We start from the raw sequence: 14,636 nt of genomic DNA, 5'->3' as shown, positions 1-14,636 counted from the left end.
GAAGAAGAATCGGGAAAAACGTCAGGCAGCCGCGTTGGCCAGCACCTGCAGCTGCGACAGCACCAGGTGCGCCGACGACAGATTCGTCGCGCACGCCACGTTGTGCACGTCGCAGGCGCGCACCAGGGCGTTGATGTCCGGCTCGTGCGGCTGCGGCGTCATCGGATCGCGCAGGAAGATCACGCAATCGATCAAGCCTTCCACCAGCAGCGAGCCAATCTGCAAGTCGCCGCCGAACGGGCCGGAATGCTTGCGCTCCACTTGCAAGCCCAGCTCGTTGATCAGGCGGCCGCCCGTAGTACCCGTGGCCGACAGGTCACAACCCTTCAAAAAATCCAGGTATTCGCCCGCCAGGGTAATCATGTCATCTTTTTTCTTGTCGTGGGCAATCAGGGCGATGCGTGTTTTCATGTTCGGAGCGTTTTCAGTGGTTGGAGGAATTATTTCTTTTTCGACAGCAAGTAAATACCGGCCAATACCAGGCTGGTGCCAGCCAGTTGCCAGTTGGTGATCGGTTCATCGAGGATCATGGCGCCCAGGAACAGGGTCGACACGGGGCCGATCATGCCCGCCTGCGAGGCGACGGGCGCGCCGATGCGTTCCACGGCGATCATCGTCATGAAGACGGGCATCACCGTGCAAAAGATGCCATTTAATACAGACAAGCCATACACGGGCATGGGCTGGATCAGCAGCTCGACGGGGCGCAGGATGAAGAATTGGGCGATGCAGGCAAAGCTGGCCACGCACATCGCGTAGGAAACGAGCCGCATCGAGCCGATGCGCTTCACCAGTTCGCCGGAGCCCAGCAGATACACGGCGTACGAACAGGCCGAGCCCAGCACTAAAGTGGAACCCAGCGCCACATTGCTGGCGCCGCCCTGCAAGTCGTGCACGAAGACCAGCACGATGCCGCAATACGAGGTGAACAGGGCCATCCATTGCAGACGGCTGATGCTCTGCTTGAAGTACACCGTGGTAATCAGGAGCACGAAGGTGGGCGTGAGGAACAGGATCAGGCGCTCCAGTCCAACGGAAATGTATTGCAAGCCAAGAAAGTCCAGATAGCTGGACAGGTAATAGCCGACGAGACCCAGTCCGACCAGGAGCCAGCGGTCGCTGGTCGACAGCGGCGGCTCCGTGCGCATCTTCCACCAGGCGATGACGGCGAATACGGGCAGCGAGAAGATCATCCTGAAGGCGATCAGGGTGACGGCATCGATCTGGTAGCGGTACAGCAGCTTGGCGACGATGGCCTTGGTGGAAAACAACACCGCCCCGCCCACAGCGATGGCCAGGCCACCGAGGTAGACGGAACGGGGAATCGATGCAGGACTTGCTTGCGGGGAACTGGAGCTCATGCCCAGATTGTAATGGATAAGCACAAGTTTGCCGGGCCTGCCCCTCCGCACCGGCCGCCAGCCTCCATTCCAACGACGGCTTAGGAAATACTGACCCCCACCGTACCAGCAGCCACCGTGGCCGTCGTGACACGCGCAATCACGTTGCTTGGTGCCGCGGTGCCGATCAGTTTATTCACCTGCTTGAACTGCGCCACCAACTTGCCCGGCGTCAAGGTGACTACCGTGTAGCCCTGCGCATCCGTATTCAGATGCTTGATCCACGGATTGTTGCCCAGGCTAGACAATTGCTGTGCCAGGCCCAGCAGGGTCGCGCTGAAGTCAGTGCTCGCTTTCAAGCCTGCCTGTACGGCTGTCACCGTGGCGTCCAGCTGCGCTTCCGGCACGCCCTTGGCGGCCAAGGCGCCGCGCAGTTGCACGCGCAATTGCTCCAGCAAGCTGTCGAGGGTGGGCGCCGCCTTGCCCATGGTGTAGTCGAGCAGGTTGATGTCCAGGTTGACCGTGCCCAGGCCTATGACGGGAATGGCCAGCGGATAGCTGACGAGGGCGCCAATGTCGCCCATGCTGCCGGCGGCCGACTTCAGGTAGCTGAAGAAGGAGTCGGAGCTGACGCCGGCCGACACCAGGTCCACCATGACGGGCGTGCCGCCGCCGGCCGCATCAAAATCATCGCTGACGGTGCCCGCAAAGAAGGAGTGGATATCGCCGGTAATCGCCACCACGTTGCCGATGGCATTCGTCTTCAGGTGCGCCATCAGGTTCTTGCGCTCGCTGTTATAGCCATCCCACTGGTCGCAATTGAGCAGGAAGCGCGTGAAGAATGGCGCCAGCGCCGCTTGCTGACCGGAAGCGGCGACAAAATTCGATGCGGCGCCCTTGGCCTGCACATCGGGCTTGATCCAGCCGAAGGCGATCACTTGCGCGGCGGCGGCCGGCGAGCCGCTGTTGTAGGCGGCCACCGTGATACCGGCCTGGGCCGCACTCAAGCCGGCGCCCACAGCAGCGGCGCCCTGTGCGCTGGCGTTGGCTGCCGCGCCGGCAATCGCCATGGCCGCCGCTTGCGCCACGGTCGTCGATGCGCCCGCCGTCGAAGCGGCCACGATGGCCGAGGCCAGCGGCACGCTGCCGCCCACCAAAGGCAGGGTGCTGGCGATGGCCTTGCCCACGTTCGACATGGCGCTCAGCGCCAACAAGGTGGCTATCGCATCCGTGCCATTCAAGCCCATGCGCAGCAATGACACTTCATTGCCCCACAGCTTCCAGGTGGACGTGGCGGCCTTCATCTTGCTTTTCCACCAATCGCGCTGCGTGCTGCCCAGCATGCCAACGGCAGCCAGCGGGTCGGCGCCAGCCTTGGTGGCGGCGGCCATTTTCTGCCCTTCCACGCTGTCGAACAGCGCTTGCGGCACCAGGTAGCGGCTGCCGATGCTGCCCAGCGGCTTGCCCGTGGCCGGGTTGATGGTCGACTCGGCAATCGCATGGTCAGCGCGGTACAGGCGCTCGTCCGTCATCACCAGCTGCATCAGTTTGCCGAACTGGAAATCGCGGTAGATCTGGATGTTCTGGAACGTTGTCGCGGCAGCATCGAACGTGACGTCGGCCGGCATGTATTCGAACCAGGCCTGGTTGGCGCTGCGGCGGCGATTTGGCTGGTGCAGGTCGCTGCCGTCCGTCGCCACGATGCTTTCATAGGTGGAAGCGTCCTGCCAGGCGTCGTCCGTGAATTCGTGGTCGTCCCAGATGGCGATGAAGGCAAAACGCTCGTGCACGGCTTGCAGGCGCGTATCGGTGCGGTATTTCTTGTACAGGTAGCGGTAGTCGGCCACCGTGGTCGCGTACTTGGCGCCGGCGTTGCCGCTCTTGTACGTGCCGTCCGGCAGGATCAAGCGGTCGTGGCGGCTTTCCACTGCGCCGCTCTGGAAGGCCTCGCCCACCGTTTCATAGATGTAATCGCCCAGGTGGACAATAAAATCGAGCGACTCGTTGGCGGCGATGTGCGACAGCGCGCCCCAATGGTTGATGCTCCAGTCCTGGCACGTCAGATAGGCGAGCTGCAGCTGCGACACGTCAGCCGTGGCCGCGGGCGCCGTCTTGAAGCGGCCCACGTTCGAGCGCACGTCGCCGGCGATGAATTGGTAAAAATACACCTGGCCAGCTTGCAAGCCCGTCACCTTGTGGCGCAGGGTATTGTCGAAATCGGCTTTCAGCGGCAGTTTCGCATCGACGATGGGTGTGCCGGCCAGGGCCGTGTTGCTGCCCAGGGCGGCCGTATTGTCGCTGGCGCTGACGATCAGGCGCACGGCCACGTCCGACTTGCCGGCCACGGCGGGGGCGACGGCGTCAAAACTGGCGGGCACGACGCGCGTCCACAGCATGGCGCTGTCGGCGCGCGGATCGCCCGAGGCCACGCTTTGCGGGAATTTCCAGTCGCTGCCGGATGCCAGCGGCACGCCAGGATCGCTGTAATCGGTGCTGCCGCAGGCGGCGAGGCCGACAGTGGCGACAGAGACAGTTATAAAACCGCCCAATTTCAGAAATTGCCGTCTATCCATTTGACTTGCCATGATGTCGCGCCCTTAATCTTGATTATTGGAGTGGTGGGATGATGCATAACATGAAAGCGCGTCACTTTAACAACAAAATGTGTCGGCTTGATGACGGGGCCATGCCGCTTCGCAGGGGGGCAATATGCTAAAATGTCGGCCACAATTGAACACCTCGTCTAAGGAAGATTCGACATGGCAGGACATAGCAAATGGGCCAATATCAAGCATAAAAAGGCTGCCACCGATGCCAAGCGCGGCAAAATCTGGACGCGCCTGATCAAGGAAATCACGGTCGCGGCCCGCATGGGCGGCGCCGACGCCATCACCAATCCGCGCCTGCGCCTGGCGGTCGACAAGGCGGCTGACGCGAACATGCCGAAAGACAACGTCCAGCGCGCGATCAACCGCGGCAGCGGCGGCGTCGATGGCGCCAACTACGAAGAAGTGCGCTACGAAGGCTACGGCGTGGGTGGCGCAGCCGTCATCGTCGAATGCATGACCGACAACAAGGTGCGCACGGTGGCCGAAGTGCGCAACGCCTTCAACAAGAATGGCGGCAACATGGGCAACGAAGGCTCCGTCGCCTTCATGTTCCAGCACTGCGGCCAGTTGCTGTTCGCGCCGGGCACCGACGAAGACAAGCTGATGGAAGCGGCGCTGGAAGCGGGCGCCGACGACGTCATCGCGGACGAGGAAGGCGGCTTCGAAGTGCTGACCCCCGTGCACGATTTCGCCACCGTCAAGGAAGCGCTGGAAGCGGCCGGATTCAAGGCCGAAGTAGCCGAAGTCATCATGAAACCGGCGACAGAAACCGTGTACGCGGGCGACGACGCCATCAAGATGCAAAAGCTGATCGATGCATTGGAGTTGCTGGACGACGTCCAGGAAGTCTTTACCAACGCCCTGATCGAGAACTAAGCGACAACATCAAGGGCGGCACCGCCGCCCTGCAACCCACACTGAACGAACGGTCCCTATGAAAATTCTGGTAGTCGGCTCTGGCGGCCGCGAACACGCCCTGGCCTGGAAACTGGCCCAGTCCGAACGCATACAGATGGTGTATGTCGCGCCGGGCAATGGTGGCACCGCACGCGATGCGCGCCTGGTCAATCTCGACATCAGCGACCCGCAATTGCTGGCCGACTTCGTTCAGCAGGAACACATCGGCCTCACGGTCGTCGGTCCGGAAGTGCCGCTGGCAGCTGGCATCGTCAACCTGTTCCGCTCGCGCGGCCTGAAAATCTTCGGCCCGACGAAAGAGGCGGCGCAGCTGGAATCGTCGAAGGACTTCGCCAAGGCCTTCATGCAGCGCCACGGCATTCCGACTGCCGCTTACCAGACGTTTTCCGGCGTCGCGCCCGCGCATGCCTACATCGATGCCATGGGCGCGCCCATCGTCATCAAGGCCGACGGCCTGGCCGCTGGCAAGGGCGTGGTCGTTGCCATGACATTGGAAGAAGCGCACCAGGCGGTCGACATGATGCTGTCCGATAACCAGTTCGGCGACGCCGGCGCGCGCATCGTCATCGAGGAATTCCTCGCCGGCGAAGAAGCAAGCTTCATCGTCATGTGCGACGGCAAGAACATCCTGCCACTGGCCACCAGCCAGGACCACAAGCGCCTGAAGGACCACGACCAGGGCCCGAACACGGGCGGCATGGGCGCGTATTCGCCGGCGCCTATCGTCACGCCGGCCATGCATGCGCGCGTCATGCGCGAAATCATCGTACCGACCATTCAGGGCATGGCCAAGGACGGCATCACGTTTACAGGCTTCCTATACGCCGGCCTGATGATCGACGACAAGGGCACGCCGAAGACCCTGGAATTCAACTGCCGCATGGGCGACCCGGAAACGCAACCCATCATGACGCGCCTGAAAACCGACCTGGTGAGCGTCATGGAGCACGCCGTCAACGGCACGCTCGACGCGGTGGAACTGGAATGGGACCGCCGCACCGCCGTCGGCGTGGTGATGGCCGCCGCAGGCTACCCGGACGATCCCGTCAAGGGCACGGCCATCGGCGACATCCCGGCCGAAACGCATGACTCGGTGACCTTCCATGCGGGCACCCGCATCGAGGGCGAGCGCCTGGTCACCAACGGTGGCCGCGTGCTGTGCGTGGTGGGCCTGGGCGACAGCATCAAGATGGCGCAGAAGCAGGCGTATGAAACCGTGGAAAAAATCCATTTCGATGGCGCGCAGTACCGCCGCGATATCGGCTGGCGCGGTTTGAAGCATTGATCGCCCCATAACGATCACACGGCGGGCCGGCGCGGAATGCATCCGCCCCGGCCCGTTTTCATTTTGATTGTCAGCCCCATTGCTCGCCATGACCATTCCAACCGGCCTTGCCGCACCAGACAACGATGCCCCGGTGAGCCCCCTGGCCTGGCTGACGCTTGCCTCGCTGCTCGTTGCCGGCCTGGCCTGGTACTGGTTCAGCAGCTATGCCGTACCGCGCTGTGACACCAGACAAAGCGTGGCCGCGGTCACGGATGGCAAATTCAGCCTGCACGATATCAAACAGGCCGGCTATGCCTGGTCGCAAAAAACCCGTGGCTGCCTGGCCACCGTCATCCAGGACGGCAAGCCGATGCAATACGCCTGGACCATTTCGCGTGTGGAAGGCCGCCGCAAAAGCCGACTGGGCTATGACCACGCGCATCCGGGCATCGTGCAAAAGCGCTTTGCCGACATCGCCTGGCATGGCGGTTTTGTGCAGCAGGGCCAGCCCATCGGGCGCGATGGGCTGAAGAATGCGGTGCTGACCGGCATGGATGCACTGCGCGGCAAGCCGCTCTACCATGTCAATCTCAACGCAGTGGCGTCGCCGCAGCACTACCGTGAAATTGGCGATATTGAAGCGCTGGGACCATGCAAAGATGTGTTGCCCGGCGTGGTTTCCTGCCGTCTGCTGCTGGCCCGTAACGACCTTGTGCCCGCTGCCGCAACGAAGGTGCTGGCAGTCTCGGTGCTGCAGCAAGGCGACTTTACTTTCCAGCGCAGCAAGGATGGCAAGAACTGGTCAGTAACACCGCAGTTCAGGACAGAACTGGATCAGGCGCAGCTTCAATAGTGCGCTGGGGAAACGAGATTTTATTGTAAAGTTTATCATCTTAATTCTTGATAAACCCACTCCCGATGACAAGCAAGCTACCTGTGTCCACGCATACTTCCGTCGAGGCGCTGCATGTGCTGAAGCTGCTCACGCGCCGCCAGCGCGAGCATGCGCTTGCGCATCCCGACTTGCCACAGCTCGCCATCGGTACGCCGCTACCCGACACCTTGATGTGGTTGTACCGGCGCCAGATCATTACGTCCGAGGATGTGACAAGCCTGTTGTTGAGCGTGGCGCGCAACTTCAGCGGCGACGAGCTGGCACTGCGTTTGTCGATCTTGCAGCAACTGGTGGAAGTGCTCAATCGCGTATCGCTCGATCATCTGCGTGACGAAACGCTGATCACGCCAGAGCTGTACCAGCGGGCGCTGGCACACCTGCCCGGCGACGTTTTGCTGCCCACGCCGGGCGAGGCGCTGAACTGGATGCTGCATGTGGGACTGCTGCCGCGCGCAGAATTCAAGTCCATGGCCCAACGCATCGAGTCCGGCGGCAGCGATGATGCAAAGCGCGTGGTCCAGCATGCGCAAGGGCGCCAGGATGAACATAAAAAGGCGGTACGCGGCGTGATCCTCGATGGCCTGTTTCCCGGTTCGCGCCTGATCTGGGTAATCGTCGCGCCGCTGGCGCTGGCGGGCATGGTCTGGTACCTGGTCAGTGGCAATTCTGTCCCCGAGTGCGACGCCACTAACACGCTCACCACCGTGACACGCATGCTCAACAAGGCGGCGCCGGAAGGCATGGGCAAAGCAAGCCTGCACGACGTGAAAGAAGCCGGTTACGCCTCGTCACAAAATATCCGTGGCTGCCTGGCCACGATAGCACTCGATGGTGAGAAGATGGACTATGCCTATACCGTCGCGCGCGACGACAGCGGCAGCAAGAGCCGCATCAGCTATGTGGGCGCGCAACCGTTGCTGGTCCAGGCGCGCTTTGGCACCATCCAGGATGGCGACTTTGCCCAGCAAGCCAAGCCCCTGGGACGCGAGGCGCTGGAAAAGGCTTTCCGCGACGGCATGGATGGTGCGCGCATCATGCCCCGGCCACGGCAAGCGTTTTCGCTGACGCAATCGATGGAACGCACGCGCGAAATCGCCGAAATCGAACCGCTGGCGCCATGCAAGGAAATCTCGCCGGGCGTTTATTCCTGCCGCCTGCTGATCGAACGCAATGACGCCGTGCTGAGCATGCTCAACGGCGGATCGGCGGTCATGCTGGAAGGCGACTTCACCTTTCAGCGCAGCAGCGAAGAAAGCGCCGGCAATGGCTGGTCGGTGACGCCGCAATTTGCCGGCGAACTGCGCCAGGCCAAAGTAAAAGAGTAAGTCCATGCAGATCGAACCGCCCCACGCATCGCTGGGCCAGCTGTACCAGCTTGGCCTGATCACCGCGCAGGAACTGGACGAGGCTAACTCGGAACGCGATGTCGACGCCTTGTACGAGCTCGATTTGCTGAACCAGTTCCAGCGCAATGCCGCACACGCGGCCGCGCCAGACGACCGCATGTTTTATACGTCCTGGATCGCCATGCGCTGGCTGGTGGTCAACGACGTCCTGCCGACGGCGCAGTTCGAGGTGCTGGAAGTTCACGTACGTGAACATGGCAGCGAACTGGCGCGCGAAATCATGGAAGCGTCCAGGCTGCGCCATGGTCACGACCGCATCGCGTACAAGCGGCCACCGGCCTGGAAAGGCGCGCTGATCGTGCTGGGGCAGATCCTGGTGATGTCCGCGGTGTATCGCTTGCTTACCGGAGGCCTGCAGCCATGAGCACCGATCCACGCCTGCTACCGCTGGCAGAACTGCTGCACCTCGGCCTGATCACCAGCGACGAATACGACGATACGCTGGCCGAGCTGGAGATCATCGACCTGCAGCGCGCGCACAATGCTGCCGAAGACATCGATGTGCCGGAACTGGCGATGAATGCCGACCAGATCAGGACGCTGGCCTGGCTGCTGAGCGCCGAATTGGTGCCCGAGGAGCGTTTTTTCAAGATGCTGCGCAAGCTGCCCGCCGATGAACCACGACGGCAACTGGCCAGCGCCGCGCTGCAGCAAGTGAACCGGCAGGCGGTCGACGCGCTGTACGACCAGAACCTGATCAACCCGTGGCAGCGCGACGCCGCCCACGACAGCCTGCCCGCCGATCACCTGGCCGGCACGCCCGTCGCGGCCTTGCGCCATATGCTGAAACAGGGCACGCTATCGCCGCTGCAATACAAGGAGCTGCAAGCGCGCACGCGCGCGAACGGCTCGCAACTGGCGCGCGTGATCGTCGATGCTGCCGGCAAACCGCCGGCCCAGTATGGCCGGCGCGCCGCGCGCCCGTTCAACGTCCTGATGATAGTGTTGATGCTGGTGATGCTGATGCTCGTGGCGATTGTGGGGCCGCTGTGGCTCAAGCGCGAGCAGCCGACGCCTGTGGCACCACTGGCGCAGCCGGTCGACACGGTGGAACGCGACGCCCTGCAGCAGCGCGCGGCGCAAGCACTCGACCACGCCCGCCAACCGGGCCATGACAGCGTGCAATATGATGTCCATGTGGTGCAAGACAAGCCGCCTCAGTAAAGCAGAGCCGGCAACAGCATCGCCGGTTTTGCTATCACAAAAATCCGTTACAGGGTACAATCCGTCCTTACTTTTTTATTTCGGCCTCGTCGGCCCACGCGATGTCGTCAACTCCCTCTCCTTCGGCCGTCAAGGCTTATTTGCTCGATTTGCAAAGCCGTATCGTGCAGGCGCTCGAAGCACAGGACGGCAAGCCCTTCCTGACCGATGCCTGGCAACGCCCCGAGGGCGGTGGCGGTATTTCGCGCCTGATCGAGGAAGGCAATGTGTTCGAGCGTGGCGGCGTGAATTTTTCGCACGTCACCGGCGCCGCACTGCCGCCATCGGCAGCGGCCGCGCGCCCTGAGTTGGGTGGCAAGGCGTGGGAAGCGATGGGAGTGTCGCTGGTGCTGCATCCGCGCAACCCGTATGCGCCCACGGTGCACATGAATGTGCGGTTTTTCAGCACCGTCAATGCCGCTGGCGAAGCCGTATGGTGGTTCGGTGGCGGCATGGATTTGACGCCGTATTATGGCGATGCGGGCGACGTAAAGCACTTTCACCAGGTGTGCCATGACGCGCTGGCGCCGTTTGGCGCGGAGCTGCATCCGAAGTTCAAGCAGTGGTGCGACGATTATTTCTACCTGAAGCACCGGCGCGAAGCGCGCGGCGCCGGCGGTATCTTCTTCGATGACTTCAACGCCCTGGGCTTTGACAACAGCTTTGCCATGCTGCGCAGCGCCGGCGACGCCTTCATTGACGCCTATGTGCCGATCCTGGCGCGGCGCAAGGACACGCCCTACGGCGAACGCGAACGCGATTTCCAGTGCTACCGGCGCGGACGCTATGTCGAGTTCAACCTGGTGTTCGACCGCGGCACCCTGTTCGGGCTGCAGTCGGGCGGACGCACCGAGGCGATCCTGATGTCGATGCCGCCCGTGGTCAAGTGGCGCTACGACTGGCACCCGGAAGCGGGCAGTCCCGAAGCGGCGTTGTATACTGACTTCCTCGTGCACCGCGACTGGCTGCAGGCGTGACCGAAGGTACTACGGCATGCGTGACGCTGCTGGGCGGCAGCTACGATCCGGTTCACATAGGGCATGTCGCGCTGGGCACGCATTTTTCCAGCCTGTTGCACGCCGATGAGCTGCGCGTGATTCCGGCGGGCGCGCCCTGGCAAAAAGGCAATCTGGGCGCCACCGGCCGGCAGCGCGCCGAGATGGCCAGCCTGGCTTTTTCCGGCCTGTCCTTGCCCGTGATGATCGATCGCCAGGAAATCGAGCGCAGCGAACATGGCCAGGCCAGCTACACCATCGATACCTTGCGCCAGGTACGCGCAGAACTGGGACCGCGCGCTTCCATCGTTTTCCTGATGGGCGCCGACCAGCTGCAGCGCCTCGCGACATGGCGCGAATGGCAGCAATTATTTGAATACGCGCATATCTGCGTCGCGGCCCGCCCCGGCTTCGCGCTGAATGACACAGCAGTACCGCAAGTGGTCGCCGACGAATTTTCGCGCCGCCTGGGGTCGCTGGAAAGCATCCGCAACACGCCGCACGGTCTGACTTATCTGGCACAGGACTTCGCGGTGGATATCTCCGCCACCGAAATACGTGCGGCATTACAACGGGGGAATCGGGCAAACTCGCTTGTTTCCCCGCTAGTGCTAGACTATATTGAACAACATAATTTATACAAAAGCTAAATGGACATCAAAAAACTGCAAACCCTCGTCGTTGACGCCCTTGAAGACGTCAAAGGCCAAGACATCGCCGTCTTCGAAACGAGTCACCTGACCAGCCTGTTCGACCGCATCGCGATCGTCTCCGGCACCTCGAACCGTCAAACCAAGGCGCTGGCCGCCTCGGTGCGCGACAAGGTCAAGGACGCCGGCGGCCAAATCATCGGCATGGAAGGCGAGGAAACGGGTGAATGGGTACTGGTCGATCTGGGCGACATGATCGTCCACATCATGCAAGCACCTATCCGCGCCTACTACCGCCTGGAAGAAATCTGGGGCGACACCCCGATCAAGCTGGGTGCCGCCAAGCGCGCGCCGAAAAAAGCCAGCGACGACGAGCCGAAGAAAATCAGCGGCCATCTGGCGGCCAGCAAGGCCAAGGTCGAAGTTTCGCCCGTGATCGAGAAAAAGACACCGGCCAAGAAAGCCACCGCCGCCACCGCCGCCAAAAAAGCCCCGGCGAAAAAAGCCGCCTCGAAAGCTGTCGGCAAGACCGTGAAAATCGCACCGACCAAGACCGAAGCAGCTGCCGTGAAAGCCCTGAAAGCGCTGCCAGAGAAAAAAGTGCGCGCGCCACGCGCGGCCAAGCCGGCAGCCGATGCTGCACCGGCAAAAACCGTGATCAAGCGTATCAAAAAAGTCGAAGCGTAAGCCTCGATGCAGCTCATCATCGCTGCGGTCGGCCATAAAATGCCGGCCTGGATAGAGACGGGCTTCGCGGAATACGCGAAGCGCATGCCGCCGGAACTGCGCATCGTGCTGAAAGAAATCAAGCCGGTGGAGCGTTCCGGCAGCAAGACCGCCGCTACGGCGATGGCGCTGGAACGCGAACGCATCGAAGCCGTCCTGCCCAAGGGCGTACGCATCATCGCCCTCGACGAACGCGGCAAGGACCTGACCAGCGTCGGCCTGTCACAGCAGTTGATGGCGTGGCAGCAGGATGGCCGCGACACCGCCTTTTTGATCGGCGGCGCCGACGGCCTCGATCCGCAACTCAAGGCGCGTGCCGAAGGCATGCTGCGCATTTCCAGCATGACCCTGCCGCATGGCGTGGTGCGCGTGATCCTCGCCGAGCAGCTGTACCGTGCCTGGTCGATCACGCAAAACCACCCCTACCACCGCGTCTGAACTCCCCATGAAAACGGCTGATCACAAGATCTACCTTGCTTCCAAAAGCCCGCGCCGGCGCGAACTGCTGCGCCAGATCGGCATCGATTTCGAATTGCTGCTGCTGCGCAGTGACGGCCCGCGCGGCGCCGACGTCACCGAGGAAATCTTCGCTGGCGAATCGGCGCTCGACTATGTCGCCCGCGTGTCGAATGAAAAAGCCGCTTTCGCCTGGGACCTGGTGCGCCGCCGCCACCTGACCCCGCGCCCCGTGCTGGCCGCCGACACCACCGTCACCATCGACGGCATCATCCTCGGCAAACCGGCCGACCGGGCGGAAGCGGTGGCCATGCTGCAGCAGCTGTCGGGCCGCACGCACCAGGTGCTCACCTCGATCGCCGTGCACTACAAGGATTTCGCCGAGCAGCGCACGCAGGTGTCGCAAGTGCGCTTCGGCGTGCTCTCGCCCGCCGCCATCGCCGCGTATTGCGCCACGCCGGAGCCGTACGACAAGGCCGGCGGCTACGGCATCCAGGGCAGCGCCGCGCTGTTCGTCGAGCATATCGAAGGCAGCCATTCCGGCATCATGGGCCTGCCTCTGTACGAAACTGCACAGTTGCTAAGGCTAGCAGGTTTGCCCCTGCCCTGAACACGGGTATGATGTCATTCGTTGCCTCCACTCCCGCGCCTCCATGAACGAAGACATCCTGATCAATATCACGCCGCAAGAAACCCGCGTCGCCCTCATCTTGCAGGGCGCCGTGCAGGAATTGCACATCGAGCGCACGCTCACGCGCGGCCTGGCCGGCAATGTGTATTCCGGCAAAGTGGTGCGGGTGTTGCCGGGCATGCAATCGGCCTTCATCGACATCGGCCTGGAACGCGCCGCCTTTCTGCACGTGGCCGACATCTGGGAAGCGCGCGGCCACGATGGCCAGAACGCCACGCCCGCTCCCATTGAAAAAATCCTCTTCGACGGCCAAGTGCTGACGGTGCAGGTGATCAAGGACCCGATCGGCACCAAGGGTGCGCGCCTGTCGACGCAGATTTCCATCGCCGGGCGCATGCTGGTGTACCTGCCGCAAGACAAGCACATCGGCATCTCGCAGAAAATCGAAAAGGAAGCGGAACGCGAGCAATTGCGCGTGCGCCTGCAAAGCCTGCTGCCGCCCGATGAAAAAGGTGGTTACATCGTGCGCACCATGGCCGAGGACGCTTCCGACGCGGACCTGAAGGCAGACGTCGACTACCTGCGCAAAACCTGGAGCACCATCACGCACGGCGCGCGCACGCGTCCCGCCACCAGCCTGCTGCACCAGGACTTGAGCCTGGCGCAGCGCGTACTGCGCGACTTCGTCGGCGATGAAACGGCCACCATCCAGGTCGACTCGCGCGAAAACTATGTGAAATTGCGCGAATTCGCGGAAATCTACACGCCCAGCGAACTGACGCGCTTGCAGCACTACACGGGCGAGCGCCCCCTGTTCGACCTGTACGGCGTGGAAGAAGAAATCCTGCGCGCGCTGGGCCGCCGCGTCGACCTGAAATCGGGCGGTTACCTGATCGTTGACCAGACGGAAGCGATGACCACCATCGACGTCAACACGGGCGGTTTCGTAGGTGGACGCAATTTTGCCGACACCATCTTCAAGACCAACCTGGAAGCGGCGCACGCCATCGCGCGCCAGCTGCGCCTGCGCAACCTGGGCGGCATCATCATCCTCGACTTCATCGACATGGACAACGCCGAGCACCGCAATGCCGTGCTGGCCGAACTGAAACGCACCCTGTCGCGCGACCGCACCAAGGTTTCCGTCAGCAATTTCTCGCCGCTGGGCCTGGTGGAAATGACGCGCAAGCGCACGCGCGAGTCGCTGGCCCACATCCTGTGCGAACCCTGCCCCGCCTGCGCCGGCAAGGGACAAGTCAAGACCTCGCGCACGATCTGCTATGAAATCCTGCGCGAACTGCTGCGCGAAGCAAAACAGTTCAACCCGCGCGAGTTCCGCATCCTCGCCTCGCAGGAAGTCGTGGATCTGTTCCTCGAAGAAGAGTCGCAGCACCTGGCCATGCTCGGTGATTTCATCGGCAAGAAAATCTCGCTGCAGGTGGAGAATGCCTACCACCAGGAACAGTACGACGTGATTTTGATGTAGGCGACCACGCTCTCTTTCCATGAAAAAACCGCTGGCCTGGGGCTGTTACTGCTG

The 14,636-nt window shown here is 62.3% G+C and carries 15 protein-coding genes; 12 read left to right on the top strand and 3 right to left on the bottom strand.

Features of this window, described 5'->3' with window-relative positions:
* Positions 1-21: 21 nt before the first annotated feature.
* The 3 genes from ACQ4W7_RS00310 to ACQ4W7_RS00300 all read right to left on the bottom strand — a co-directional run bounded on the left by ACQ4W7_RS00310 (position 22) and on the right by ACQ4W7_RS00300 (position 3,913).
* A complete protein-coding gene (locus ACQ4W7_RS00310) occupies positions 22-411 on the bottom strand; it encodes a methylglyoxal synthase (protein WP_436527674.1) in 390 nt (129 codons plus the stop codon).
* A gap of 29 nt (positions 412-440) precedes the next feature.
* Positions 441-1,361 (bottom strand): DMT family transporter, encoded by a 921-nt coding sequence (locus ACQ4W7_RS00305; protein WP_436527672.1) that lies wholly within the window; start codon positions 1,359-1,361, stop codon positions 441-443.
* Between the two features lie 80 nt (positions 1,362-1,441).
* Positions 1,442-3,913: an alkaline phosphatase D family protein gene (locus ACQ4W7_RS00300; protein WP_436527670.1), complete on the bottom strand. Its 2,472-nt coding sequence runs from the start codon at positions 3,911-3,913 to the stop codon at positions 1,442-1,444.
* Between the two features lie 186 nt (positions 3,914-4,099).
* Here ACQ4W7_RS00300 and ACQ4W7_RS00295 point away from each other — a divergent pair, with 186 nt between their 5' ends.
* The 12 genes from ACQ4W7_RS00295 (at position 4,100) to rng (ending at position 14,582) form a co-directional block, all read left to right on the top strand.
* The gene (locus ACQ4W7_RS00295; RefSeq protein WP_010401062.1) at positions 4,100-4,825 is read left to right on the top strand and encodes a YebC/PmpR family DNA-binding transcriptional regulator; all 726 of its coding nucleotides are present in this window, start codon (positions 4,100-4,102) and stop codon (positions 4,823-4,825) included.
* Between the two features lie 58 nt (positions 4,826-4,883).
* Entirely contained in the window at positions 4,884-6,152 is a 1,269-nt protein-coding gene (gene purD / locus ACQ4W7_RS00290; protein WP_436527668.1) for a phosphoribosylamine--glycine ligase, read from the top strand.
* An 88-nt stretch (positions 6,153-6,240) separates the two neighbouring features.
* A complete protein-coding gene (locus tag ACQ4W7_RS00285; RefSeq protein ID WP_436527666.1) occupies positions 6,241-6,987 on the top strand; it encodes a hypothetical protein in 747 nt (248 codons plus the stop codon).
* A gap of 83 nt (positions 6,988-7,070) precedes the next feature.
* Positions 7,071-8,354 (top strand): hypothetical protein, encoded by a 1,284-nt coding sequence (locus tag ACQ4W7_RS00280; protein ID WP_436527664.1) that lies wholly within the window; start codon positions 7,071-7,073, stop codon positions 8,352-8,354.
* 4 nt (positions 8,355-8,358) lie between these two features.
* Positions 8,359-8,799, top strand: coding sequence for a hypothetical protein (locus ACQ4W7_RS00275; protein ID WP_436527662.1), 441 nt, complete (start codon positions 8,359-8,361; stop codon positions 8,797-8,799).
* Complete coding sequence (locus ACQ4W7_RS00270; protein ID WP_436527660.1) at positions 8,796-9,599, top strand: hypothetical protein; 804 nt, start codon at positions 8,796-8,798, stop codon at positions 9,597-9,599. The genes ACQ4W7_RS00275 and ACQ4W7_RS00270 overlap by 4 nt, the downstream gene beginning before the upstream one ends.
* A 101-nt stretch (positions 9,600-9,700) precedes the next feature.
* Positions 9,701-10,615: an oxygen-dependent coproporphyrinogen oxidase gene (gene hemF / locus ACQ4W7_RS00265; RefSeq protein ID WP_436527658.1), complete on the top strand. Its 915-nt coding sequence runs from the start codon at positions 9,701-9,703 to the stop codon at positions 10,613-10,615.
* The gene (locus tag ACQ4W7_RS00260) at positions 10,612-11,283 is read left to right on the top strand and encodes a nicotinate-nucleotide adenylyltransferase (protein ID WP_436527656.1); all 672 of its coding nucleotides are present in this window, start codon (positions 10,612-10,614) and stop codon (positions 11,281-11,283) included. Before hemF ends, ACQ4W7_RS00260 begins: the two co-directional genes overlap by 4 nt.
* Positions 11,284-11,970: a ribosome silencing factor gene (gene rsfS / locus ACQ4W7_RS00255; protein WP_426071435.1), complete on the top strand. Its 687-nt coding sequence runs from the start codon at positions 11,284-11,286 to the stop codon at positions 11,968-11,970.
* Positions 11,971-11,976: 6 nt separating this feature from the next.
* On the top strand, positions 11,977-12,447 hold the full coding sequence (gene rlmH, locus ACQ4W7_RS00250; protein ID WP_034747108.1) for a 23S rRNA (pseudouridine(1915)-N(3))-methyltransferase RlmH: 471 nt from the start codon (positions 11,977-11,979) through the stop codon (positions 12,445-12,447).
* A gap of 7 nt (positions 12,448-12,454) precedes the next feature.
* Complete coding sequence (locus tag ACQ4W7_RS00245) at positions 12,455-13,075, top strand: Maf family protein (RefSeq protein ID WP_436527654.1); 621 nt, start codon at positions 12,455-12,457, stop codon at positions 13,073-13,075.
* A gap of 43 nt (positions 13,076-13,118) precedes the next feature.
* Positions 13,119-14,582 (top strand): ribonuclease G, encoded by a 1,464-nt coding sequence (rng, locus tag ACQ4W7_RS00240; RefSeq protein ID WP_034747098.1) that lies wholly within the window; start codon positions 13,119-13,121, stop codon positions 14,580-14,582.
* The last annotated feature ends 54 nt before the right edge of the window (positions 14,583-14,636 follow it).

The organism is Janthinobacterium algoris, assembly GCF_051380935.1.
Taxonomy (GTDB): Bacteria; Pseudomonadota; Gammaproteobacteria; order Burkholderiales; family Burkholderiaceae_D; genus Janthinobacterium.
The sequence above is the reverse complement of the archived record's forward strand: the minus strand, read 5'-3'. Positions and strand labels throughout refer to the sequence as shown.